The sequence below is a fragment of the Pseudoalteromonas sp. ATL1 genome (genome assembly GCF_058933015.1).
In genome coordinates this window covers 287,421-308,830 of sequence record NZ_JBZYXL010000001.1, presented here as the reverse complement: position 1 = coordinate 308,830, position 21,410 = coordinate 287,421, and the positions used below count along the sequence as shown (strand labels likewise).

At 45.2% G+C, this 21,410-nt stretch carries 28 protein-coding genes; 9 read left to right on the top strand and 19 right to left on the bottom strand.

Translation table 11 applies throughout. From position 1 onward, the window contains the following. Nucleotides 1–29: 29 nt before the first annotated feature. Nucleotides 30–3,806, top strand: coding sequence for a phage tail tape measure protein (locus tag AC5FX4_RS01425; protein ID WP_493604770.1), 3,777 nt, complete (start codon nt 30–32; stop codon nt 3,804–3,806). Between the two features lie 150 nt (nt 3,807–3,956). Further along, complete coding sequence (locus AC5FX4_RS01420) at nt 3,957–4,544, top strand: recombinase family protein (RefSeq protein ID WP_493604769.1); 588 nt, start codon at nt 3,957–3,959, stop codon at nt 4,542–4,544. Between the two features lie 499 nt (nt 4,545–5,043). On the opposite strand, the gene AC5FX4_RS01415 is transcribed toward AC5FX4_RS01420, so the two are convergent. Beyond that, nucleotides 5,044–5,700: a hypothetical protein gene (locus tag AC5FX4_RS01415; protein WP_493604768.1), complete on the bottom strand. Its 657-nt coding sequence runs from the start codon at nt 5,698–5,700 to the stop codon at nt 5,044–5,046. A 135-nt stretch (nt 5,701–5,835) separates the two neighbouring features. Then, a complete protein-coding gene (locus AC5FX4_RS01410) occupies nt 5,836–6,117 on the bottom strand; it encodes a helix-turn-helix domain-containing protein (protein ID WP_493604767.1) in 282 nt (93 codons plus the stop codon). Between the two features lie 197 nt (nt 6,118–6,314). Between AC5FX4_RS01410 and AC5FX4_RS01405 the strand changes: the two genes are divergently transcribed. After that, a complete protein-coding gene (locus tag AC5FX4_RS01405) occupies nt 6,315–6,512 on the top strand; it encodes a hypothetical protein (RefSeq protein ID WP_493604766.1) in 198 nt (65 codons plus the stop codon). Between the two features lie 4 nt (nt 6,513–6,516). Here AC5FX4_RS01405 and AC5FX4_RS01400 read toward each other — a convergent pair whose 3' ends face one another. The 17 genes from AC5FX4_RS01400 to AC5FX4_RS01320 all read right to left on the bottom strand — a co-directional run bounded on the left by AC5FX4_RS01400 (nt 6,517) and on the right by AC5FX4_RS01320 (nt 17,838). Beyond that, the gene (locus AC5FX4_RS01400) at nt 6,517–6,786 is read right to left on the bottom strand and encodes a hypothetical protein (protein ID WP_493604765.1); all 270 of its coding nucleotides are present in this window, start codon (nt 6,784–6,786) and stop codon (nt 6,517–6,519) included. Then, nucleotides 6,752–8,056: a phage head morphogenesis protein gene (locus AC5FX4_RS01395; protein WP_493604764.1), complete on the bottom strand. Its 1,305-nt coding sequence runs from the start codon at nt 8,054–8,056 to the stop codon at nt 6,752–6,754. The genes AC5FX4_RS01400 and AC5FX4_RS01395 overlap by 35 nt, the downstream gene beginning before the upstream one ends. Beyond that, complete coding sequence (locus AC5FX4_RS01390) at nt 8,056–9,138, bottom strand: phage portal protein family protein (protein ID WP_493604763.1); 1,083 nt, start codon at nt 9,136–9,138, stop codon at nt 8,056–8,058. Before AC5FX4_RS01390 ends, AC5FX4_RS01395 begins: the two co-directional genes overlap by 1 nt. Continuing rightward, nucleotides 9,104–9,511 (bottom strand): hypothetical protein, encoded by a 408-nt coding sequence (locus tag AC5FX4_RS01385; RefSeq protein ID WP_493604762.1) that lies wholly within the window; start codon nt 9,509–9,511, stop codon nt 9,104–9,106. The genes AC5FX4_RS01390 and AC5FX4_RS01385 overlap by 35 nt, the downstream gene beginning before the upstream one ends. After that, on the bottom strand, nt 9,508–10,509 hold the full coding sequence (locus AC5FX4_RS01380; RefSeq protein WP_493604761.1) for a major capsid protein: 1,002 nt from the start codon (nt 10,507–10,509) through the stop codon (nt 9,508–9,510). Before AC5FX4_RS01380 ends, AC5FX4_RS01385 begins: the two co-directional genes overlap by 4 nt. Before the next feature lie 9 nt (nt 10,510–10,518). Continuing rightward, entirely contained in the window at nt 10,519–10,743 is a 225-nt protein-coding gene (locus tag AC5FX4_RS01375) for a hypothetical protein (protein WP_493604760.1), read from the bottom strand. A gap of 28 nt (nt 10,744–10,771) precedes the next feature. Then, entirely contained in the window at nt 10,772–11,110 is a 339-nt protein-coding gene (locus AC5FX4_RS01370) for a hypothetical protein (RefSeq protein ID WP_493604759.1), read from the bottom strand. Nucleotides 11,111–11,119: 9 nt separating this feature from the next. Then, complete coding sequence (locus tag AC5FX4_RS01365) at nt 11,120–12,037, bottom strand: hypothetical protein (RefSeq protein ID WP_493604758.1); 918 nt, start codon at nt 12,035–12,037, stop codon at nt 11,120–11,122. Then, nucleotides 12,037–12,519, bottom strand: coding sequence for a phage major tail tube protein (locus AC5FX4_RS01360; protein ID WP_493604757.1), 483 nt, complete (start codon nt 12,517–12,519; stop codon nt 12,037–12,039). The genes AC5FX4_RS01365 and AC5FX4_RS01360 overlap by 1 nt, the downstream gene beginning before the upstream one ends. A gap of 1 nt (nt 12,520) precedes the next feature. Beyond that, nucleotides 12,521–13,702: a phage tail sheath family protein gene (locus tag AC5FX4_RS01355; protein WP_493604756.1), complete on the bottom strand. Its 1,182-nt coding sequence runs from the start codon at nt 13,700–13,702 to the stop codon at nt 12,521–12,523. A gap of 74 nt (nt 13,703–13,776) precedes the next feature. Continuing rightward, nucleotides 13,777–14,112, bottom strand: a complete 336-nt coding sequence (locus AC5FX4_RS01350) for a GPW/gp25 family protein (protein WP_493604755.1) — start codon at nt 14,110–14,112, stop codon at nt 13,777–13,779. Between the two features lie 101 nt (nt 14,113–14,213). Further along, nucleotides 14,214–14,828: a phage baseplate assembly protein V gene (locus AC5FX4_RS01345; RefSeq protein WP_493604754.1), complete on the bottom strand. Its 615-nt coding sequence runs from the start codon at nt 14,826–14,828 to the stop codon at nt 14,214–14,216. Next, the gene (gene terL, locus AC5FX4_RS01340) at nt 14,828–16,435 is read right to left on the bottom strand and encodes a phage terminase large subunit (RefSeq protein WP_493604753.1); all 1,608 of its coding nucleotides are present in this window, start codon (nt 16,433–16,435) and stop codon (nt 14,828–14,830) included. Before terL ends, AC5FX4_RS01345 begins: the two co-directional genes overlap by 1 nt. 2 nt (nt 16,436–16,437) lie before the next feature. Then, a complete protein-coding gene (locus tag AC5FX4_RS01335) occupies nt 16,438–16,959 on the bottom strand; it encodes a phage protein Gp27 family protein (RefSeq protein WP_493604752.1) in 522 nt (173 codons plus the stop codon). Between the two features lie 3 nt (nt 16,960–16,962). Continuing rightward, on the bottom strand, nt 16,963–17,184 hold the full coding sequence (locus AC5FX4_RS01330; RefSeq protein WP_493604751.1) for a hypothetical protein: 222 nt from the start codon (nt 17,182–17,184) through the stop codon (nt 16,963–16,965). Beyond that, nucleotides 17,181–17,336, bottom strand: a complete 156-nt coding sequence (locus AC5FX4_RS01325; RefSeq protein WP_493604750.1) for a hypothetical protein — start codon at nt 17,334–17,336, stop codon at nt 17,181–17,183. The genes AC5FX4_RS01330 and AC5FX4_RS01325 overlap by 4 nt, the downstream gene beginning before the upstream one ends. Further along, nucleotides 17,329–17,838: a glycoside hydrolase family protein gene (locus tag AC5FX4_RS01320; RefSeq protein ID WP_493604749.1), complete on the bottom strand. Its 510-nt coding sequence runs from the start codon at nt 17,836–17,838 to the stop codon at nt 17,329–17,331. Before AC5FX4_RS01320 ends, AC5FX4_RS01325 begins: the two co-directional genes overlap by 8 nt. Nucleotides 17,839–17,941: 103 nt before the next feature. Here AC5FX4_RS01320 and AC5FX4_RS01315 point away from each other — a divergent pair, with 103 nt between their 5' ends. Genes AC5FX4_RS01315 through AC5FX4_RS01290 form a run of 6 tightly spaced genes read left to right on the top strand, consistent with a single transcriptional unit; the run spans nt 17,942 to nt 21,409 of the window. Beyond that, complete coding sequence (locus AC5FX4_RS01315; RefSeq protein ID WP_493604748.1) at nt 17,942–18,571, top strand: phage virion morphogenesis protein; 630 nt, start codon at nt 17,942–17,944, stop codon at nt 18,569–18,571. Beyond that, nucleotides 18,571–19,311 carry a DNA-methyltransferase gene (locus AC5FX4_RS01310; RefSeq protein ID WP_493604747.1) on the top strand — a complete coding sequence of 247 codons (741 nt, stop codon included), beginning with the start codon at nt 18,571–18,573 and terminating at the stop codon, nt 19,309–19,311. The genes AC5FX4_RS01315 and AC5FX4_RS01310 overlap by 1 nt, the downstream gene beginning before the upstream one ends. Beyond that, nucleotides 19,308–19,841: a hypothetical protein gene (locus AC5FX4_RS01305; protein ID WP_493604746.1), complete on the top strand. Its 534-nt coding sequence runs from the start codon at nt 19,308–19,310 to the stop codon at nt 19,839–19,841. The genes AC5FX4_RS01310 and AC5FX4_RS01305 overlap by 4 nt, the downstream gene beginning before the upstream one ends. Nucleotides 19,842–19,845: 4 nt before the next feature. Then, nucleotides 19,846–20,220: a phage tail protein gene (locus AC5FX4_RS01300; protein WP_493604745.1), complete on the top strand. Its 375-nt coding sequence runs from the start codon at nt 19,846–19,848 to the stop codon at nt 20,218–20,220. After that, entirely contained in the window at nt 20,217–20,441 is a 225-nt protein-coding gene (locus tag AC5FX4_RS01295) for a tail protein X (RefSeq protein ID WP_493604744.1), read from the top strand. The genes AC5FX4_RS01300 and AC5FX4_RS01295 overlap by 4 nt, the downstream gene beginning before the upstream one ends. Then, nucleotides 20,429–21,409 (top strand): phage late control D family protein, encoded by a 981-nt coding sequence (locus AC5FX4_RS01290; RefSeq protein ID WP_493604743.1) that lies wholly within the window; start codon nt 20,429–20,431, stop codon nt 21,407–21,409. Before AC5FX4_RS01295 ends, AC5FX4_RS01290 begins: the two co-directional genes overlap by 13 nt. Nucleotide 21,410 lies beyond the last annotated feature (1 nt).

Below are 21,410 nucleotides of genomic sequence, written 5' to 3'. Positions count from 1 at the left end.
ACTTACTTTTTTGCTTGAGGTGATTACGGATGAACGCGACGGATGAATTTGCGCTACAACTAGCAGTTGGCGTAAAAGATATGTTTGGCGATAAGGTTGATGAGATAGACGCCAAATCAAAAGAGCTATTAGCAACATCCAAGCAGCTTCAACAAGGCTTGAGTGATATCACAGCTTTTCAATCTGCTGAGAAAGCAACGGATCGGCTATCAAAGCGTAAAACTAAGCTGACTGAACAACTTGAAACACAGCAAGACCAGCTCCTTAAGCTTCGTAAAGAGCAAGCCAAGTTAAACGACGTCGAGAAAGAAGCAGGCGAGTTAAGCGACGAACAAAAGCAGCAATTAGCAAAGCTAAACAGTGAGGTTAAGCAAGCTAAACGTAACCAAAGCCAGTTACAAGTTGAGTTGGCCCAAACAGGTCAAGACTTAAAAGACCAGGAGCGAAACACTAAACGTTTAAGCAAAGCCCTTGAAGCAGCAGGCATTGATACACGTAAGTTTGATAAGAATTTAGAGCAATTAGAATCTGAGCTTAAAGACGTAAATAAGGAGCTAAAACAAACTGAGCAATTAGCGGAAGGTTTAAGCTTCAGTGATCAACTTAGCGGTGGTGCCGTGGGTGTTGGGCTAACAGCCGCTTTAGGAGCCGGTGCTGTGGCCGCTTACGAATGGGATAAGGGTCTTAAGCAGTTACAAACCACAACTAAGTTAACCGAAGATCAAGTACATCAACTCAAACAGCCGTTGATGGGTCTCCAAGCTAAGTTGGGGCTTGATACAACCGAGTTAATAGGCGCTGCGGCTAAAATCAACCAGCAAACTGGGCTTATTGATGCAGAACTAGCCAGCGCCGTTGAATCGGCGATAACTCTACAGCGTGTTAATAGCGGCTTAGGCATGGATATTGATACGTCTGAAATCATACGTGCGCAAACGCAGATGCGAACAGCTTGGGATGTGTCATTTGCCACCAGCGGCGACCTGATCAGCACAATTTACCAACAGGCCGGAGACCGTGCTGACGACTTGTTAGATACTTTTCATGAATATTCACCGCTACTTGCTGAAATGGGCTTAAGCGCTGAGCAGGTATCAGCAATCCTAATCAAAGGTGCACAGGCCGGAGTCTACAACTACGACTACTTAGCTGACACAATGAAAGAAGCCCGCGCCCAGTTAACTGACGTTGGCAACTGGGAGAAGTTGGTTGGTAAAGGCAACAAAGCCGGATTAATAGACTCTTTGCTTGGCAATGATAGCGCTAGTGCCAATCGTATCAAAGCCCAGCTTGCACAGTTTAAGCAGGGCCTCAATTCTGACAATAAAGCTTTGCAGAGTGAGAGTTTTAGCAAACTTATGCTGGAACTAACCAGCGTTTATAAAGACGATGCGCAAAAAGCCCGAGGCTTAATAGAAGCGGTATTTGCAGCGAAAGGCGCGGATGACTTACCTATAAAAACCTTAGAAGCCATGGCACTTGGTATGCGTGATTACCAGTCTATTCTGGGCAATTACCATAACAAAACCCAAACACAGCTACAGGAACAATTAACAGGTTGGGATCGCCTTGGTATTGCTGGCCGTAAACTAACTCAGGCATGGAGCAGCGGGGTAGAACGGCTGGGCATAGTTGCGGAGCCTGTTATCGATATGGTGGTCCATTTGGCCGAGGGTATCGCCGCATTTACAGAGCAACACCCGGATGTTGCCGCATTTGTTGTTGCACTTGCTGCCGGTGCTGCGGTGGTTGCCTCTTTGGCTGCAGCCGTGTCTGTATTAGGCTTTGCTGCAATTGGCATGAAAACGGGTATGGCGAGTTTGCTCGCTGGTGCGCGATGGTTGGCCCCAGTATTTACTGGCTTAGGGCGAGCTGCATTATTCTTAGGACGTGGACTATTAGCACTGGCTGCTAACCCCGTGGGGCTCACTATTATGGCCATAGCGGGTGCTGGGTATTTGCTATACGACAACTGGGATGCCCTATGTGAAATGGCTGGTAATTTATGGGATACGTTATCTGCGCCTTTAAAGTTAATGTGGGATATTTCACCCCTTAAAATGCTTTGGGATGCGGGGCAAAACCTGTACGAATGGTGGCAAGATTTTGATCTCACAGATGCCGGTAAAAACATACTTGGTTCTTTGCTCGATGGCGCTTTGTCTATGCTAGGCAGTGTTGGACGCACTATCCGTGATGGTATTTCAGACATATTTAGCTGGGGTGAGAGTGATAACGAGCCTATAGAGCCAGTTGTATTACAATCGTCTCAGCCACGTACTAACAGCAATGCAGCGGCCGTATTAGCTGCTGGTTTAGCTGTCAGTTCACCGGTTTTGGTGAGTGCTGAAGCTCCTGAGCCCATGGGCATTGATACACCTCAGAGCATGGTACAAAATGTCGAACCAATTGCTTTGACAACTCCAGATATTGCAGTACCAGCGCTTCGACCATTGAACGTGACACAGGATGACCCTGAGCCGGTAAACCTGACACCGCCAGAGACTATGATCACGATGCCGGAGGCGGTGGCAATTCATGTCGATTCACCAAAGCCTTTGTTAATTTCTCCACCTGAGATTGTGGTACCAGATATTGAATCAATTGTTTTGGCTGCTCCTGATATTACAGTACCTGCGCTTCGACCATTGAACGTGACACAGGATGATCCTGAACCGGTAAACCTAATACAGCCTGAGACTATGATCACTATGCCGGAGGCGATGGCAATTCATGTCGATTCACCAAAGCCTTTGATAGTTACTCCACCAGAGGTTACGGTACCAGATATAAAGCCAATTGCTTTGGCTACTCCAGATATTGTAGTACCAGCGCTTCGACCATTGAATGTGACACAGGATGATCCTGAACCGGTAAACCTAATACAGCCTGAGACTATCATCACTATGCCGGAGGCGGTGGCCATTCATGTCGATTCACCTGAGCCATTGATAGTTACTCCACCAGAGGTTGTAGTACCAGGTATTGAGTCAATTGCTTTGACTGCTCCTGATATTACAGAACCGGCGCTTCAACCATTGAACGTGACACAGGATGACCCTGAGTCAGTAAACCTAACACCGCCAGAGACGATGATCACAATGCCGGAGGCAATGGCAATTCATGTCGATTCACCTGAGCCATTGATAGTTACTCCACCAGAGGTTGTAGTACCAGGTATTGAGTCAATTGCTTTGACGGCTCCAGAAGTTTCAGTACCAGAGCTTCGGCCTTTTAATGCGGAACAAATCGAACTTAACACTACAAAACCCGAATTTGACACTTTGGAGCAAAGATATAACACCAATTTGCCCAAATTTAACACGCCAAACTTAGAATCTAACATTGATGCTGCACACCATGATCCTTTAGATTCTCCACTGCCAGTAATCACAGAACCTGATCCTATTTTCGTTTCAGTTGCAGACCCTGATCCACTAATGCTGAAATCACCCGATGTTATTGCCCCGGATACACCTACATTACGATTAGAGCAACCAGAGTATCGAGTACCGGACATTTTATCACCACCCAAACAACCGGCAGAATTGCCAGCAGTTTGGCATCAGGTACAGCAACAAGAACAGAATAAATCGGATGTAAAACATGCGGTTAGCAATGTATCGGTTGAATACGCTGTAAACCCCGTGATTCATATCACCAATCAACAAACCCCTGCAGGTGTAACTGAGAGTGATATACGTAGAACAGTCATCACAGTTTTTCAGGAACGTGAGAGTGAGTTGATACACGCGCTCGATGACGCATTGAGTGAGTTATATAGCCGTCGTGAATACCTCAGCTAGCTAAAATTAGTGTCTCACAAAACGGACGTTTAACGAGATATTTGATCCACCTCTCATTATGCGCACAAATTCATCACATTATTTGTCTTAATAACTAGTCTCAACTATCATAGTTCCGTTAACTTAAAAAATGCGGAGCTAAGTGAGATTATGGCCAGTAAAGAATCTAAACACGGAAAACTGATCGGCTATGCGCGTGTTAGTACCAAGGATCAGGATCTGAGTCTGCAACTTGATGACTTGACGCGCTTTGGTGTGTCAGAACGTGATATTTATTCTGACATCGTATCAGGCGCAAAAGATAACCGCCCAGGACTTGAAGCTTGCCTAACAGCATTAGAATCTGGCGATACTCTTGTCGTATGGCGATTAGATAGATTAGGTCGTTCAATGACCCATTTAGTTAATACGATTCAAGAACTGACTGAACGGGGTGTGTTTTTTAAATCTTTGAATGATGGAGCCATAGACACAACAACGGCCAGTGGTGAGCTGGTATTTAATATATTTAGTGCTCTTACACAATTTGAACGCCGATTAATTCAGGAACGGACGAATGCTGGCCTACAATCAGCAAGAGCAAGAGGCAGACTTGGTGGTCGGCCAGCTATATCAGCAAATGACCCAACTGTCGTGATGGCCAAACAGATGTACGAGAATAAAAAGTTACCCATAGATGATATATGTAAAACATTGCAAATTAGCAGAGCAACGTTTTATCGGTATGTGGCACTATAAAAACGATATCGTGGGTTATGGAGGCTCTTGGAGATATTCCCCAAGTATTTTCAAGATGATTGCTATCTCACTCTGAGTTTTCGTATCAAGAGTCTGTGTAGAGATGAGATGAGACATGCATGACAAACTTACAGCTACATCATTTGCCCTTTGTTGAGCTTCTTCAAGCTTTTTAGTGTCATCATTCATAATGTTTTCCGGCAATATTCGAATAAAAGCGCTGTTGGGCGTTCGAAAGACGTTACCGGAAGGTTGTCCGCGTTTATTCGCGCATAATCAATGTATGCCTTATTTCACGCCACCCAACACACAGAAGCGTATCGTAGCTGATAGCAGTAGTCAATGCAGTCAGTGTATGAAAAGCATACTATTTCCGGTTGCGGTTTCGACGCCGCTTTCGCAGCATAGCGTACTCGAAAATTGATTAGCAATAGTTGGATTTATAAAAATCCAATACAAAAAAGGCCAGCGATTGCTGGCCTCTACACTACTTTAGTGGTTATTGTTTTTTGGTTGGAGCCTGCATAAATTTAAACGTCATCGAGTAAAGTGCAAACAATTCTATAAACATAAACGCTGCTTTAGTTTGTGGATGAATACTATACAACCAACGGGCATTTTCATACCAGTACTGAACCGTATCAGGTGCAATACAGCCCTCACAAACAGCATTTATAACATCTAATCTACGCAAGAAATGCTCCCCTAAAAAAAGCACATCCATAATGGTGGCTATGAATAAAATGAGGATCATTAAGTGGTCTTGTTTGCGAAAAGTAAAATCTGTTTTTCCTGTGATCTTGTGTAACAGAGGTACGCGTAACGTTAGTACTACGAGAAAAGCTAAATTAAAAATGGCGTTGTATGGGTAAATGACCCATCCAGTGTATAAGCTTGGAAAGTGCTGAGGTAGAAATTGCATGGGTAAGTCTAAAACTCGTGCGGCAAGCAGAATTAACGCAAGCGCTAACGTATCAGTATCTTTAAATTTAGTAACAGCTATAAAAGCAATTGCACCTATCGTTAATAATTGAAAGTTAAGGGAGTCCTGATAGATTTGGACCCCATACCCAATAATAAGTGCAAAGATTGCCAGGTTTAAAAAACTAAGGGGCAACCGGTGGTGGAGTCTGCGTTCCTCGTTGTAGTAGCTCATTTATCTGATATTCCTGAATTTGTCTTGCTGCTGGTGGTGGAGTTATAGTGCCGCCTCCTGCAACCGCAGCCAATTGTTTTTTACATAGCTTTTTCATAAGAGTCTCTTCCTGTTTGTTGAGTTCTTATGAATATATCACTCGTGTTTTGTTTGATCTACTTTGTCTATCTCTTCTATACCTGCCTGCTCACCACCACGCACTAAGGCTGATAAGGACGGTATTAGTTGCGAAGGTTCAACAGACAATTTAACACACAGCTGTACGTACTTGTGCAATGGGACATTGCTAACACCCGCTTCCCAGTTCTGGTAAGTTCTTAGGCTAACTTCTGCCAACTTAGCCATATCGGTTTGTGAGCGCTTTTTCCCTCCAGCAGTGCGCAGCATTCCCAAAATTGTTGTAGAGAGTAGCTTCATTTGATGTCCGTATCCTGATAAACAGCATCAAGATCTGTTGAGTTATTACATGTTATTAATATGTAAAATATATAACAATAAGTAACAACTGAGCAAGAGTAGCATCTTTGAATATCAAAAAATTTTAAAAGTACGAAGATTTTTGCATATTCGCCTGTGTAAATTGAGCGTAATAGGTCAATAAGGAGATTAATAATATGCAGATTCAACATATCTCAGCTTCATTAAAGGTACTCTCTACCATGTTAATGGATGCAAACAACGATATGCCATTAGAGCAACTGCGTGAACTTGGTATGTCTTTGGCAGGGATGGCCAATGACTTAAGCGAGGAAAACCAAAAGCAACAAGAACAACTAGAGCAATCCAAAAGGGTTGGGTTGAGTAATACTTAGTCGCTTACTTCTCCCACGGCTGATACCACCAGAAGTGGTTTTGTTCTGGACGCTGGCTTAGCTCTTCTTTGCTTATATATAGTAGCGCTTTGCTCTTGAGCTGATTAGCCAGTCGTTTTAACTGGCTATCTGTGATTTGATTTTGGTTGTAGAGGTTGTCGAGCATAACGAGTCCGTCGCGCTCATCCGCCCAATTGTCAGGCTCTAGCAGCAGTGTTAGCGCCATGTTTAGCGACTCGTCACTTATCTTTGATGTATATTTGCTGTGCGCCATGTTGCTTTAGAGCCTCGTACTTATCCTGAGTTATAGTGTAAAACGTATGCGCACCGCCTGCAAACGCCCTAAACCCAACAGCCATGCCTGCTTGTTTTACTTTATCTTGCCACTGAATAACCACAATAGATGCATCAAACTCACCATTTTTACGGGGACTGAATGCCAGCCAAGCTTCGTCAGGCCCATTAATAGCCGCTTGCGCCTTATCGACTAAATCAGCTAACCAAGGGCGGCGTTCAATAGCGTGATTAGTTGCCGCTTTGCTTAATTTGGATTTTGTTAAATCCTGTATTCGGGTCGAAAAAAATCCGAGACTGCTGCTTGCACTGTATTTGAGTATAGCTGGACCTAATTCGTATTGAATTGAACGCACAGCCAATGAATTTGGGATAGTTTTTAGCGCTGCTCCGGGATGTGCTTTGAACTGGTGTTCACGTTTTGCCGTCTGATTTTGGTAAATATCCGCCGTTTTAATGCCACTAGGGGTGATATTACGCTGTTTTAGCTGCTCACGGGTGGTTGCGGTCACTATTGAGCGGCAACCATGATGATTGGTTGGGTGAAAGGTACGCCAAAAGGGATCGCGTTTTGGCTTAGTTGTACCGTGTAGCTTTTTACATAGTTCTGTTGTGTGGCCATCCAGGATGGCGTTGTAAATCAAAAACTCTATGTGTTCGTTTTGCTCTATCTGGGCCCACCGCCCAGCGTTATACGCGGTCATCATGTTGTTACGGTAGTGTGTGTGCAACCAACCTGGGTTAGCCTCTGTTACTCCCGCCGCATCGAGTAGTTGATTTAGATTTTGCAGCAAGTGCTCAGGGCTATGACCTTCTTTTAGTTGAGCTTGGTACATATCCTTAATTTTAACTATGACCGCCTCTTGGCTTACTTTGGCAATAGTAAAGGCGCGAAACTTTAAGTTCGCTTCTAGCTCCGCGTATTCACCTTTATTAATTGGCACCTGTGCACGTAAATAGCTCTCAGCTTCTGCAAATGGCACTTCATATATGGCGTTGCTGAGTTCAATTGGGTCTGGGCTTTGGCTCTGCTTATATATGTGGTAGTTGCCATATAGCCACGCTTGAGTCATAGCTGAAGCATAAAGTTGTGCAAAACCCTTGACGTGTGTTTGACCCAGCGGTGCGCGTTTGGTAAACCGTGCTGTAATTTCATCTTGGAGTATACGGGCACTGTGTCGCGCGTATTGCCCCTCAAAATCAATCATTTGTTGCAGCAGCACCGCATCGGCTAATAATAGATCGTTCATTATAAATACAGATTGAGTGTGGGGTCGGTATAGTCGGTTCCTGGGTTACTGAGTTGCAACGACTGTTTTGTTTGTTTGGGTATGTGCGCATCTTGGTATGTCTGCTCATCAAACAATAGTTGTGCTTTTAAATGGCCATAGCCGTTTAGCTCTAATATCCAACGGAAAAAGGTTTTGTTTAGACGGTTAAGCAGCAGCTTAATATCCTCTATTGCATACGCTTCAAGGGTATTCTCGTGTACTTTACCTAGTGCTTGCGTACCATATTGGCTTTCGCCCTGGGCGAGTGTTTGTCCAGTAATAACCTTGGAAATTGCTTTGTTTTTGGCGTTGATGGTTTTTTCTAGCTCCGCTAGTTTGCCGGTTACTGTGAGCGTTTCTATAGATTTAACACCAGACAAGGCAACGCCGGTTGCGTTTTCAAGCCCAGCTAATGATGCGCTAATTCTATCTAGTTCGGTTTGATCTTCGGAGTCAGTGAGTGCAATCACCGGGGGAATACTGTATTTATCGCCTAGTCGGGATTCCTGCGCAATTGCATTCCATTTTGATGACCAGTGTGGATAACACCCCTTTAAAACAGTTTCACCGTAGGGGTTTTCTCTAGTTGCATTGCGCGTGAACAAAATGATTTTTTTGTCTGGCACGGCCTTAAACTCATAGCTTTGATTGCTGTATAGCAGCTCACCGCGTTGGCCAATGCGAAACTTTTCTGGGGCGCGCTTTTCAATAGAATCTACCCACCAGTCCCCCCCCGCATTACCCCATTGAATTTCGCAGGGGTTAAAGCCTAGTTCTAGTGCGCTGAGCCCATCTTTTTGGTCTTGGGTAAATGTGAGATTAGCGAGCACGTCCTTAATCAGCGCAATGGCCCGTTCATCACCAACCCATATGGTTGGCTTTGCCAATGCCCGGCTTTTACGTAAATCCAAAGATGCAATTACCTGATCGTCTTGCAACATGGTGTGGATTGCGCCCCAGTAGCTATTAAACGTGGGCACATCGTATATTTGCCCAGGTTGCGGGTAATAGCCAATTAATGGGTTATTAGAATCTAAAGGGGTTGTAAGAGAGTTTTGCATCTTGATGTACACTTATTTTGCTGGACTTTTTAACTGCTTGCTCATCGCTTTGCATACCTAATAAAGCATTAAGGATCACATAGGCATCTTTGCGCTTTTCTTCGCCTGTCCCTTCAAATTCACACAGGCTGTACAGTTCGTAAATAGCCATTTTGCTTAACGCCTCGCTAAGCAACGCCTGTTCATCGTTGTTAAAGTCGTTATTTTGAGCCTTACCTGCGATCAGCTTCGAATACACCCAAGTTGCCGCTTTATTGATTGCAAGTGGCACTTTATCTGGTGAGTCATACGTAAGAGTCTCAAACAGTTGACTATCGAGGCTGCTCTGCACAGCCTCAGCCGAGACCAAGCTTTTGATCTCATTTAATGTCATGGCGCAGGTTCCGCTACAACGTCAGCCCAGCAAATGGACTTAACCACAGGGCCAGGAAGCGGCTTAGAGCGGCCTATAATGTTCATTTGGCTTGGGTTTTTAATGACTTCTTGACTTGGAAAAAACGGTAATGCCACTAATCCCGCATCAAAATCATCCAGTGCTAACCACCAGAACCCGTGTCCAGCATCCACATCAACCGCCACAATTTGATGGTCGGGTACTTTTTTAATGGGCTTTTTGTTCGCCCCGATATAGGTGCTACTTTCCATCGTCACAGCAATACCACCCACGTACACCGTGCTTTCCTTAATTTCGACTTTGATAGTTTTGCTATTGGTCTTTTCTGCGATGGCAAGCAACCCGTTATACGCGTTTTTACCTGCCTTAAACTCGACTTTTGTACCAAATCCTTGCTCTTCAATTGCCGACTTCATATTAGTTAGATCGCTAAAAATCTTAACGATTGTCGCTTCGCTGCTATCCCATTTTGTGGGAACTGTGTACTTTAGCGTTTCACCAAAGCTAACTTCGTAGGTGTCCATACCGGATTCAGTTTTCATTTGATATGAGATTTGCCCGGTCAACGATTGAGCACACAGCGCTTCCGCCGATTTTGAAACTATTTTCATCATTCTATCGGTTTTTTGATTAACGATTTGCTGAATGGATGACGTGGACATTAAACGCATATTGTTTATGTCTGTAGCTGATATTGAATCAATAATATCAATACCCTGCGGCTCAATTAACGAAACCGACTGGCCATTGCCACCCACGTTGTATGCGGCTGTGCCACGGCGCACAACCGGCACGTTTTGTATAACCTGTTGTAACTCTGATGTCGCAATGTGTGCGAGTTGGTGCTGCACTGCATTCGTGAATATCCAATTCCTAATAGCTTGATTTATAGGTTTTTGTGCGGCGATACGCTGAGCGATGTGCTGTGGGGTTAAAAAACCCTGCACAGTTTTAATGGTGTTTATAACGTTTAGCATAGGACTTCCTTACTTGTCTTTTGTAGGCGCAGGCTTTAGCGCTTCATCAAACGTAACACCGGCTTTTTTTAACTCGGTGAGCGAGGTTTGCACGTTTTTTAATAGCTCGTCTCGGTGTTCGCTGTGTAGCAAGTTGTACGCATTGCCGCCCAACTTACTAACGCTTGTTAAGATGCCGTTGTATGCGGTGCTAAACCCTTCTCGGGCTGCTTTTTGGTTTGCTTCATTTGACATGGTGTTCTCCTTAATAAATGGAATTTGGTTAACTTAACCAAACGCCCGCCGCTTTGAGTTTCAGTTCCTGGGCTGGTGTAATTGCATTGCCGTTCACGAGTACGTGTTCACGAATGGCAATGCCGTGTTCTATAACTGGCCCCGTTTCAGCGTTTTCGGTATCTACGTTCTCAATAACAACCCCTTCAACGTTGCCGTTTGTGCCATCCCAAACAACCAAATTCGCGCCGTTTTCGGCCACGACGGTGCCAGCAGGAATAACCCCATTGCCAGTTACAAAGCGGCGGTTACGAATAATCGGCGGGTGGCTCGGTTCAACAATGTTCTTTTGTGTAACAGTGACACTGCCTAAGTTAAAATTACTCATGTCCTGCTCCTAAAGTTTGTTGGCCAAATCGCTCAGCTCAATGGCTTGGCCATTGTCTCCGGGGTTTGAAAGTTCGAGATTATCTAGCAACCCCGCATTACTCTGCGCCTTGCTGTCTAGGCCCGTAATAAACGCCATGGTTGATTGGTACAGGCCATCGGCGCTGTTGTCTGCCAGCTCGACAGCTTCGGCGTTGTTTAATATGCCAAGTAAAGGTTTGAGCTGGTCATCGCTTAAACCCTTGCCTTGTGCAGTGGTGGTAATATTGGCAATGCGGTCAGCTTTGACGGTATCTAAAACCGCAGAAAGCTCTTTGCTTGGTTTATCAGTTGTGGCATCCGTGCCTTGCTCGCTCGCGTTGTTCTTTTTGGGGTCGTCCTGACCTTGTCCTTTGTTGACTTTCGCTTCTAGTGCGTCCACTTTTTTTGTGATTGGCGTTAACTTTTCGTCTAGTAACGCCGTTAGCTCTTCTTTAGTCACGTTGATTTCCTCTTCAATGGTTTCAGCAGCTAGATAAATTGTGTCGTCAGTGGTGGCGCTCAGCTCGACTAGCTCCAGTGTTTTGGTGTCAGCAGCCGGTGGCAGTTGGCCACAAGCTGCTACGTGGTGTAGGTAGTATTCGCCCGTTTCTGGGTGTGGATGAATGCCAGCACTAAACCCTTCAAACTCGCCTGCATCTTCACGCTGTGTAAGTTCAGGTGTGTAATTGAGGTTGAGGACAAGCGCGCCATTATCATCAAGCGCTAAGTCGCTGGCTCGGCCAAATGCAGGCACTTTGTCCGCGCCTTTTTCTGGATGGCCCAACGCAATCGGTGGCCGTGCTTCCGCCTTATAGTTCTTAACGACTTGCTTAAGATGCTCACTGGTGACAACCTGACCGTTCGCTTGCTTGCCAGGTGTTACTAGCCTTAATTTACGTACTCGCATTACGCTAGTTCCTTCGGCTCAACCAAACCATTTGCCAGGTCTATCAGCAGTACGGTTCCACCGCTGTCTTTCATTTCAATGAATTGCACATTGATGGTGAGCTCGAACTCTGATTTACCTTCGTCGTTGGGGTTTTGTCCGGGGATAGTTTCAGACCAACCACGAATAGTGGTGTTAGCTACGTTGTCAAATGTCAGGCCGCTTTTTGAGTCCAACGCTTGGCATTCACCAGCAAACACCACGTCGATGTATCCGTCGTTGCTAATGACTTTGCGCCAATCGCTCGGCGCGATATTATTGAACTTGAGTTTGCTTGTGACCGCTTCAAAATTGCCGTTCGGCACTTTGGCCGTGCCAGGCATCCCCATACCTTTTAGTTCGACCATTTCGCGCTTAATTTCGAGTTCGCCAGATTCGAGTCGGCCCACATAGTCAGTACCACCGATTAACACGCGATTTCTACGCCAGTTTACAGCCGCCATATTAGCCTCCTAATAATTGATTTAATGCGATTTCAAGCCCTGGTACATAGACTTCTGCCTCGTAAGTCACATGTTCAATAGGCACAGGTGGTGTGGCTTGGATATGATATTTAACCTTGCCGTTAGCCAGGTTGATGAGCGGATTGTCCTCGATGCGCAATTCGCATTTCCCGTAAACCAACGCCGTGCCCACTTTAGAGCGTAAAAAGTCATTCACGCTTAACTCGATTTGGCCAATCATGGATGTGGCTAAATCGTTGGGACGGGTAAACATGGGCTTATCCAGAAATTGGCGCGTAAAAAATTGGATAGATTCCTCGATGATATCCATGGTTCTGCGCCACGGAATAAAGGTGAGCGAATCTGATTTTGATGGGAATGCCGTTGAACGGTTGCCCCAAGCCCTAAAGCCTGAGCCATCGTTAAGCACCGAGACAATGCCCTGACCAGCTAAGTAGTTAAGTGCGTTATCATTGTCTCGGGGGTTAAATTGGATTGAACGTTCAACCCCAACAACGCCTTTTAAAACGTAGTTTGATGGGCTACACCAATACCCGGTGTGGTGTGGTTCTCCCGTTTGGTTTTTATCCACTTGGGCCATTAGTGCCGCATAACGTGCTGACAGCCAAGTGGACACGACTTGCCCCGCATTATTGAGGGTTTTAACGCGCGGATAGGTGACTATTGCACGATAGTCGCTGAATGCGCCTTTAAATGTCACTGCCTGCTCTGGTGTGGCAGTTTCTGGCGCATCAATCACAGACACAGCACCAATTTTATTGCCAATGGCTATCATCTCAGCGCCCACACCAATTTTATGGCTAAATCCGGGTGCAATGAGAATTTTAGGGAATAAACCGTACTCGCCATAGGCATCTTCAATACGTTTAAGTCCCGCCACCACATTGGCTATCTGTGTTGACTCGGTGCCATCTTCCGCAACACGTATTGCGACAACAGTTAGTGTTTGTACATGGTCGTAAATCGCGTCAAACGCTTCGCCTAACGTACCATTAATGCCGTAAAGCGCTTCAGCTTCATCGGCTGTGCGTACTATTTTTATTGCATCTAGGTCGCCCATATCAGCCGTACCCACCACGGCGATAATAGCGCTTGCAACTTCGTTTATTGGGATTGGGCCCGAAATCGTTTCAATGATCTCAATCCCTTTTTGTAGTGACATAGTGATCTCCTAGTCGGTTAACTAGGAGTTAGAATAGGCGTTTTAGAAAATTGACTTTGCTGTACAGCAAACGCCTAGCGGTTGACTGTTAGTTGGTAGTTGTATTGTTGGCCATTAAATAGGTAGTTGAGCTTGATGTGTAAACGGCCATTGGCCGCTTGGCTAATATCGGGCTCTATATGGGTTAGCGTTATCCTGGTCTCATATTGATTAATTGCGGCGGTTACTTCGGCAATGAGCCGAGGCATGGCAGTCATGGGTTGGTCTAGAAAATTCCACAATGCACAGCCAAATTTATGATCAGCAATGCGGCTCCCTTTGGACGTGGTTAAAATCACATCAATACTTTGATTAATATCGTCGATAATATCACTATAGCGAGACTGGCCGTTTAAACGCATCGCATACATATTAATTTGCTCCTAAAACTACTCTAATTTTGATGCACATCACTTTAATAACCCAATGACACCAACCCACATTTTCAACCCCGTAAATCGCGTTACAGGCGTTATTGTGTTTTTGCAGGGGGGGGGACGCTTTTATCGTGATCATGACTATTGTAAATATCTCTGTCAGCAGACATAGTGCGAACCGCGTCTGACACCTCTGCATCACTGTGAATATTGCCCGTTGTATCTAATGTGCCGTCCATTTTTGTATTACCATTAACCTGCACATCACCATTAATCGTGGTGTGCGGCGCAGTAATTACGAGTGTCCCCGCTGGCATATTCAGCTCGCAGTGGTGTTGCTCCTGGTCATAATGAAATGTTGTGCCGTCTTCAAACTGCATCCATGTGTGAGCAGGATTATCAGTTGGTGGTATGTCTGTGTCGTTGTAAGTGGCACCTACTACCACGCCGCGTTCCATCCCACTGAATGGAACGAATAGCGCCCAGCATTGTTCACCCATCCTGGGTATAGTGTAAATTTGTACGCCCAGCGCCCGACGGCTAAGCACCGGTAGCCAATCGGTTTGCACGTTATCGTGTCCAGGTAAAATAAGTTTTACTCGATGGCCAACGGGGTCTAAATCAACCACCTCACCGCAGGCCAGCAGACGTTCCAGACGAGACTGAATATCAGTAATACGCTGTGCTAGTTTGATGAGCCTATCTAACATTACCGATACCCTCCGGTGAACGCGCTGATTTTTTGTGCGATGGTGCGAACAGCCGCGTGGCCAACGGTTGAACCACCGACAAAACCGCCGCTGTTTTCCAATTTTGAAATACACATTTCTAGCGCGTCGGGTCCGTCATCGTGGTCTTTGGGGTAATTTAGGATTTGCTGAACTAAACGTGTTTGCTCTTCTTTAAACTGTAAAACACCATTTTCGATAAAAGGGGCGAGGCTCTGGATGCGCAAGTCTTTGTTACCGCCTTTAAAGCTCTTTAACGGCAACCGAACAGCCATTTTTGCCGCTTCTCTGGCAACCATTTTTTTATAGATTTTTTGAAAAACAACATCTTCAAACCAAATCGTTTTAGGTTTCCACACTTTGAATACTTCTATAATTTTGTAAGCCAATTGCAAGTCGGATTTTCGTTCTATCCACGCATAAAGCACATAATAAACGCCCGTTTCTGGGTCATAGCCCACCACAACAATGGCGCTAAAATCTCCGTTTTTGGTGCCCGTTGCTGGGTCTACAGCCATAGTAATTTTCAAGCGGCGCATGACATCGATGGGGAGCTGGGCGAAGTATTCGATCCATTCTTCTTTAAACTTACGTTCTTCATCTGATAACGGCTGATTAAGCCACTCTGTACTGAATATGGACGACCCTAAATCGCGTGCTTTTTTGATGATATCCCGAACTGACCAGCGCTCTGGCCACAGTGGTGTTATATGCTCGTTGATATCTTTATGTTGCAGTGCATCACCATTTTCTTTGGGAAGAACCGCAGAAAAGCGCAGACCTAACCAGTTTTCGAGCTGACCCTCTGCAATTTCATTGAGCAATCTTGATGGCAAATCATCTGGGTGCATAATCGTGTTGGCGATGATGGTTAAAGCGCCTTTACCCAAGTTTAAAATGACGCGCTTAAACCACTTATAAATTTTATCTCGCTGCGTTCTACTCTCCACCTCATCATCTTTCAGCAAATCATCACAAATCACATGGGTTGGGCGTTGAAACTTGTTCTTTATACCGCGCAGTGTTTGGCCTGCGCCAACTGCTGCAATGGCTGAGCCGTTGGCTAATTGGATCTTTTTCTTTGACCAGGTATTGCCCTTAACTTTTTGTACTCCGTAATCGTCAATAATCGCATCGTTGTCTTCTAATGCGCTTTTTATCGCATCAAGCATATCCGTGGCGGAGTCTTTAGACGCGGCACATAACACGGGAAACTCACCAGGAAAATTAAGCGCTATCCATAGCGGCAATGCCTGTGTATTACGGGTGGTTTTACCATGGTCTCGCGGCTCTATATCAAGCACAGCTTCCAATTGCTCGCCCGGATTGGGCATCTTGATAAAATCATGATCCGTTTTTGCGATCACCTTTTTAAACAGCCGTTCTTGCTCGATGCTGAGCGTGCGTGTGGAGACCACATCAATTAATGCAGTTTGATACTCGGCAAAGTCCAGCGGGAATGCCTGAGGTAGGTAGGTTTTACAAAAGTAGGCAAAAGATGACTTGGCTTTTTTTAAACGCGCCTTACGTCTAATGTCCTCATCTTCATCATAATCGCCGTCAGCTTCGGCCAGCAGTTCTTCTAACACGCTTACCCCTTCGCATTGAGACGGTGAACAATTTCACGCAACTTTTGCAGCAATTCAGGTTCACTCTGTAATTGTGCCGCAAGCTCTTTCAAAAAACGCTTTTTAGCTGCTTCAAAGCCTTTTTCATACTCCATACGCAAGCGGCCAAGGTTTGATTGAGAGTGCGACAATTGCGACAAAGAGTTAATAAATTTAACGGGATCAGAAAAGTCGATATCGTCCATTGATTTTGCAAAATCAAGAAATTTCCCAGCCATAATGGAGTTAACGGTTTCGAGTATTTCCGTATTTGGCGTGTCTTTTACAGTCTCCATCAATACTTTGGCTTCATCGAGGGCCTTTGCGTGTGTAGCTGCTACGTCCTCATAGTTTTTCAATGAGCGCTGGATCGCACTTTTACTAACACTATAACCTTCCGCTTTAAATACGGTTTCAATCGCGCGGATCTCCATTTTTTCTTCCGTGTACATTTTAACGGCTCGTTTAAGCAAACCCAGCATCTCTAACTTAGCGCGTGGTGGCATAAATTAGCCTCCTTTGGGTGCATACAGATCCGCGTAAATCTGGTCTACGCGTGTTTTTAACTCGTCATGTTCCTTCTGACCTGCTTTAGTCGCTACTTGTACTTGCGTCTGTTTAAGCACTTCGGTTAGCCCTTTAATCTGGCCACTGAGATAAATAACCGCAATGATTGCGCCGCCGTTCAAACACAGTTTTATGGTCTCTGACAGATTTAAATTGTTGATCATGTCCATTCCTTTAAATTCATTTTCTTGCGCTGGTCGTTCCAGCGCTTGATTGATGACTCAGCCTTTTTCTTTAGCTCTGCTTCTGATGTTGTATCAGGCTCTTGTAATGACATTTGCCACATGGTGGCTTTTAGCATTGTTGCGTTATCCATGCGTCCACTCCGGGTATTCATCTGATGTCATCATTTTGGCTAGTGTGTACGCCCGTTGCCCCAAACAGTCGCCGACTTGCCGTGCCCAACGAGAACTCAACATTTCGAATGTCGCGCCGACCCAGTTTCCAGCCTCAATAGCCGCTCTCATTTTTACAAATTTTGCTAACCCATTTAGGCCCAAGTTGAACGCCATATCGCGCAGCACATCGCGGCGTGTATAGCTGATATCGCACCAGTTGCTAAACATTTTTGGCAACGCTTGATTGATTTTTTCAAGGTCGTTAGCTAGCAAGTAATACGCTTGGCTCTCTTCAGTCAGCCGCATCGCTTTTGGCTCACAACAATTCACACCCATTGATGACAGTGCTTCGACTTCATCCAACGATAATGGGTTTTGCTCTAGATTGCGGCCTATGCCAATTGTCCATTTACCTGCGCTGCATTGATATGCAGATAAGCGCAGTCCTTCATGCCTTCTTAACAGTTGATAAATACGCATTTTTTTACCCTCGTAATTAACTTACTGGCCAGTTTAGCTATTACGACGTGCGCGCATTGCTGTACAGCAAAGTGAGGCTCAGCGTTCTGTCACACTTTGCAACATGAAAAATTTTTTGAGTTCGTTACATAAGTTTGAGCGCCTAGCGCATGGTTTGCCCGAAGCGATGGGGCCGCTGGTTGTCGCTGGTGTACAGCAGGTGATCACCGATTTTAGCGAGCCAGGCAATAGCGTATTAACTCGGCGTTTAAAAGGTAATAAAGGGCCATTGAAAGATAGCGGTGAGCTGCGAGCCAGTATCACTTATACAACCCGTAACGACTCGTTATTGGTGGGCACCAATAAAGCTCATGCGCCTTTGCTTAATAACGGCGGCGTGATTAAGCCCAAAACGGCCAAGATGTTGACGATACCAGCCACACGGCAAGTGAAGCTACAAACCAATATTAAAGGTGTTCGCGGCTTTTTAAGCTCGCTGGAATCACGCGGCTGGTCAATTGCTTGGCGTGGCGGCTCTGTGCTTGGGGCGCCTCCGGTTGGTCAAAAAGGGATCGGGTTAAAGTTACCCGCGAAAATTGGGAAAGATGGCAAAAAACAGCGCCCAGCATATTTGCTGTTCTATCGCAAAAAGCAAGTTGTGGTGCCTGCTCGTCGATTTATGAAGCTCACCAAAGCGCAAAAGTTGGAGCTGAGAAAGTTTGTGAAAAGTTATATGTCGGGAGTACATAAATAATGAAAGTAGTTAAACATCAAGATAGGACGCTGATTAATGGTGAGGCGCTTGCATTCTTAGCAACACTTGAGAGTAATAGTATTGGCGCATTAGTTACCGATCCGCCTTATAGTTCTGGCGGGTTACATCGCTCTGACAGAGTGCAAAAAACCAGCACAAAGTACCAAGGCACGGGATTTAAGGATCTATACCCTGAGTTTGTGGGCGACAACCGAGATCAGTTTAGTCAATTAGCTTGGTTAAATTTATGGTTAACCGAGACATATAGAGTTTTAGAGCCAAGTGCTTACGTTTTATTATTCAGCGATTGGCGGCAACTTCCCTTAACTTGCACTGCATTACAAACAGCCGGATTTATTCAACGTGGGATTGTGCCTTGGGATAAAACCAAAGCGTCACGCCCGCAAAAAGGCCAATTTAGGGCGCAATGCGAATATGTAGTTTGGGGCACTAAGGGGTCATTAGACGATGACGCTAAAAACCGTCCCGCATTACCGGGTTGTTTTACGCACTCGCCGCAAAAAGGCGGTAAACATCATATCGCAGGTAAACCAATTGATCTTATGACCGATTTGATTCAAATCGTGCCAAGCGGTAAGACCATTTTAGATCTATTTATGGGTTCTGGTTCTACGGGCCTTGCTTGCTCTGGCCGAAATCCATTTATAGGGGTTGAACTCACCGCCGACAATTTTGCTGTTGCATGTAATCGTTTAGGCGCTAATGAGGATGCAGCATGAACAAACACTTAGATCACCTTAAACAACAATTAGTTGAGCTGTTGGATATGCCTGGTGTCATAGAGCCGAGCAAAGCAGGCTCTAAAAGCCACTTTAGACTTTTACCCGGAGAACTTACCCTACACCCGCTAGCTCAGAGCTTAGGGCAGACAGATGTACCATACGAGGCACAGGTAAAAATTGTGTTTAGTTGGCGTATTGAAGGTGGTAACGAAAAGCTGATTTTAACGGATAAGGCGCTCGCTTTATCTATTCGTGTTGCTGAATTTATGCACCCAGATAACGACATAAAAACACAATGTACGGCACCAATCACGTTGGGTACGGGGCTGTCGCTATCTGAATATGGGCGCGTTAACAACATCAAAAAAGTAAAGGGTGAGTTTGCTCAAATTGAAGGCGATGAGCTGTTTTTATACCGCGAAGATTGGCAAATGGAACTGGGTATACGAGTACTTCGCCATCATACACCGCCGACATTACAGCAGATCACGCTATCGAATAGCGACAACGATCTAGTCGTGGAGTAAACCTATGATTTGGGGGAGCTGGGGCGCGGTCATTTTTGAAACAACATCGAGTCCAGACAAACTCACAAGCACACAGCAATATCGACTGGTGTCTCATGCGCTGATTAATAGATACCCAAGCCATGAATTTATGGGTGAAGACGAGCATTCGACCATTATGTCGTGGACGTTAAACAGCCGTTATTGTGATCCCGATACTATTTATAGTCAGTTGAACGATGCAGCAAGCACAGGAACCTACGCACCATTAGTGATTGGTGGTAAACAAATTGGTCAATTTGCTATCCGAGAAATAAAAAAAGATTTGCTCAATACGTCCCCCGAAGGTCATACGCGCGTGATTAAGCTCACTGTTAACTTAGTAGAGGTTCGCCCATGAACACGACTATTAGCAGAGATGGAGAGCGCTGGGACCAGTTAGCAGTGCGCACCTTGGGCCGCTCCGATATGGATACGGTCAACAGTATTATTGCCGCTAATGCTCAATTGCCACCCCCAATACGCTATGCAACTACGTTGATAGCGGGGCTCAAAATAAATTTACCTAGCATCCAACAAATACCACAAAAAACCGCAGGAACTGCACCATGGCGACGTTAAAACAACCCAAATTAGCGTTAACCTGGGCAGGCCAAGATGTAACTGAAGATTTAAGCGCGTTTATAGAAGAGTTCACCTTTACTGACTCATTAGAAGGCGGAAAAGACGAAATATCATTGCGCTTAAACAACATGGACAACCGCTTTATAAATGAATGGTTCCCAGACTATGGTGATTTAATTGAGCCGGTGATCATCTCTGAAAGTGGACGTTGGGCACTGGGTAAATATGCGATTGATAAAGTGGCTCCAAGGTTCAATCCCAGTGTATTTGTGGTGTCTGCTTTGGCACAGGAAATTAACCGTGACGCATTGGACAAAGTGCAAAGCCGCGCATTTGCCAATACCTCATTACATGCCGTGGTTGGCACATTAGCAGGTGAAACGGGGCTTAATCCAAATGTTGATGGCCAAGACCAAAACCTGAAGCGGTTAGACATGCGCCAAGAGTCAGCGCACCAACTATTACAGCGGCTCAGTAAACAGTATGGCTATTACTATGCAATTAAAGGCGATCTGTTGTTGTTCTTATCCAAGCCGCCGGTTGCAGAGGTTGCTATCGATATAAAACAAGATCCGAACCTAAAAGCAGCAAGCTTTGAGATAAACCCCCGCAAAGCCTACGCTAAAGCAACCATTCAATTTTATGATGCACAGCAAAAAAAGTTGATCGTGCATACCGAGACCGCTGACGGGATACCAGGCGATAAAACACTAAAGCTTTATGACATTGCCAATGATATCAGTGATGCACAGCATAAATGCCAGGCACAATTAAAAGCGCAAAACAAATCAGCCGGAGGCACTGGTACCTTGACGCTCACAGGTGCAACCATAGATGCTGGTTCAACCATAAAACTGATAAATGCTGGAAAACTACCAGCCAATTGGCTGGCGGAAAAAGTTACGACCACATTAAACAGTACAACTGGCTGGACGACCCGAATCAACTTAAAAGTAAAGGAGTAAG

Excerpts from the sequence above, each read along its gene's own strand:
- AC5FX4_RS01425 (WP_493604770.1), top strand. The coding sequence starts at position 30 with ATGAACGCGACGGATGAATTTGCGCTACAACTAGCAGTTGGCGTAAAA.
- AC5FX4_RS01420 (WP_493604769.1), top strand. The coding sequence starts at position 3,957 with ATGGCCAGTAAAGAATCTAAACACGGAAAACTGATCGGCTATGCGCGT.
- AC5FX4_RS01415 (WP_493604768.1), bottom strand. The coding sequence starts at position 5,700 with ATGAGCTACTACAACGAGGAACGCAGACTCCACCACCGGTTGCCCCTT.
- AC5FX4_RS01410 (WP_493604767.1), bottom strand. The coding sequence starts at position 6,117 with ATGAAGCTACTCTCTACAACAATTTTGGGAATGCTGCGCACTGCTGGA.
- AC5FX4_RS01405 (WP_493604766.1), top strand. The coding sequence starts at position 6,315 with ATGCAGATTCAACATATCTCAGCTTCATTAAAGGTACTCTCTACCATG.
- AC5FX4_RS01400 (WP_493604765.1), bottom strand. The coding sequence starts at position 6,786 with ATGGCGCACAGCAAATATACATCAAAGATAAGTGACGAGTCGCTAAAC.
- AC5FX4_RS01395 (WP_493604764.1), bottom strand. The coding sequence starts at position 8,056 with ATGAACGATCTATTATTAGCCGATGCGGTGCTGCTGCAACAAATGATT.
- AC5FX4_RS01390 (WP_493604763.1), bottom strand. The coding sequence starts at position 9,138 with ATGCAAAACTCTCTTACAACCCCTTTAGATTCTAATAACCCATTAATT.
- AC5FX4_RS01385 (WP_493604762.1), bottom strand. The coding sequence starts at position 9,511 with ATGACATTAAATGAGATCAAAAGCTTGGTCTCGGCTGAGGCTGTGCAG.
- AC5FX4_RS01380 (WP_493604761.1), bottom strand. The coding sequence starts at position 10,509 with ATGCTAAACGTTATAAACACCATTAAAACTGTGCAGGGTTTTTTAACC.
- AC5FX4_RS01375 (WP_493604760.1), bottom strand. The coding sequence starts at position 10,743 with ATGTCAAATGAAGCAAACCAAAAAGCAGCCCGAGAAGGGTTTAGCACC.
- AC5FX4_RS01370 (WP_493604759.1), bottom strand. The coding sequence starts at position 11,110 with ATGAGTAATTTTAACTTAGGCAGTGTCACTGTTACACAAAAGAACATT.
- AC5FX4_RS01365 (WP_493604758.1), bottom strand. The coding sequence starts at position 12,037 with ATGCGAGTACGTAAATTAAGGCTAGTAACACCTGGCAAGCAAGCGAAC.
- AC5FX4_RS01360 (WP_493604757.1), bottom strand. The coding sequence starts at position 12,519 with ATGGCGGCTGTAAACTGGCGTAGAAATCGCGTGTTAATCGGTGGTACT.
- AC5FX4_RS01355 (WP_493604756.1), bottom strand. The coding sequence starts at position 13,702 with ATGTCACTACAAAAAGGGATTGAGATCATTGAAACGATTTCGGGCCCA.
- AC5FX4_RS01350 (WP_493604755.1), bottom strand. The coding sequence starts at position 14,112 with ATGTATGCGATGCGTTTAAACGGCCAGTCTCGCTATAGTGATATTATC.
- AC5FX4_RS01345 (WP_493604754.1), bottom strand. The coding sequence starts at position 14,828 with ATGTTAGATAGGCTCATCAAACTAGCACAGCGTATTACTGATATTCAG.
- AC5FX4_RS01335 (WP_493604752.1), bottom strand. The coding sequence starts at position 16,959 with ATGCCACCACGCGCTAAGTTAGAGATGCTGGGTTTGCTTAAACGAGCC.
- AC5FX4_RS01330 (WP_493604751.1), bottom strand. The coding sequence starts at position 17,184 with ATGATCAACAATTTAAATCTGTCAGAGACCATAAAACTGTGTTTGAAC.
- AC5FX4_RS01325 (WP_493604750.1), bottom strand. The coding sequence starts at position 17,336 with ATGGATAACGCAACAATGCTAAAAGCCACCATGTGGCAAATGTCATTA.
- AC5FX4_RS01320 (WP_493604749.1), bottom strand. The coding sequence starts at position 17,838 with ATGCGTATTTATCAACTGTTAAGAAGGCATGAAGGACTGCGCTTATCT.
- AC5FX4_RS01315 (WP_493604748.1), top strand. The coding sequence starts at position 17,942 with ATGAAAAATTTTTTGAGTTCGTTACATAAGTTTGAGCGCCTAGCGCAT.
- AC5FX4_RS01310 (WP_493604747.1), top strand. The coding sequence starts at position 18,571 with ATGAAAGTAGTTAAACATCAAGATAGGACGCTGATTAATGGTGAGGCG.
- AC5FX4_RS01305 (WP_493604746.1), top strand. The coding sequence starts at position 19,308 with ATGAACAAACACTTAGATCACCTTAAACAACAATTAGTTGAGCTGTTG.
- AC5FX4_RS01300 (WP_493604745.1), top strand. The coding sequence starts at position 19,846 with ATGATTTGGGGGAGCTGGGGCGCGGTCATTTTTGAAACAACATCGAGT.
- AC5FX4_RS01295 (WP_493604744.1), top strand. The coding sequence starts at position 20,217 with ATGAACACGACTATTAGCAGAGATGGAGAGCGCTGGGACCAGTTAGCA.
- AC5FX4_RS01290 (WP_493604743.1), top strand. The coding sequence starts at position 20,429 with ATGGCGACGTTAAAACAACCCAAATTAGCGTTAACCTGGGCAGGCCAA.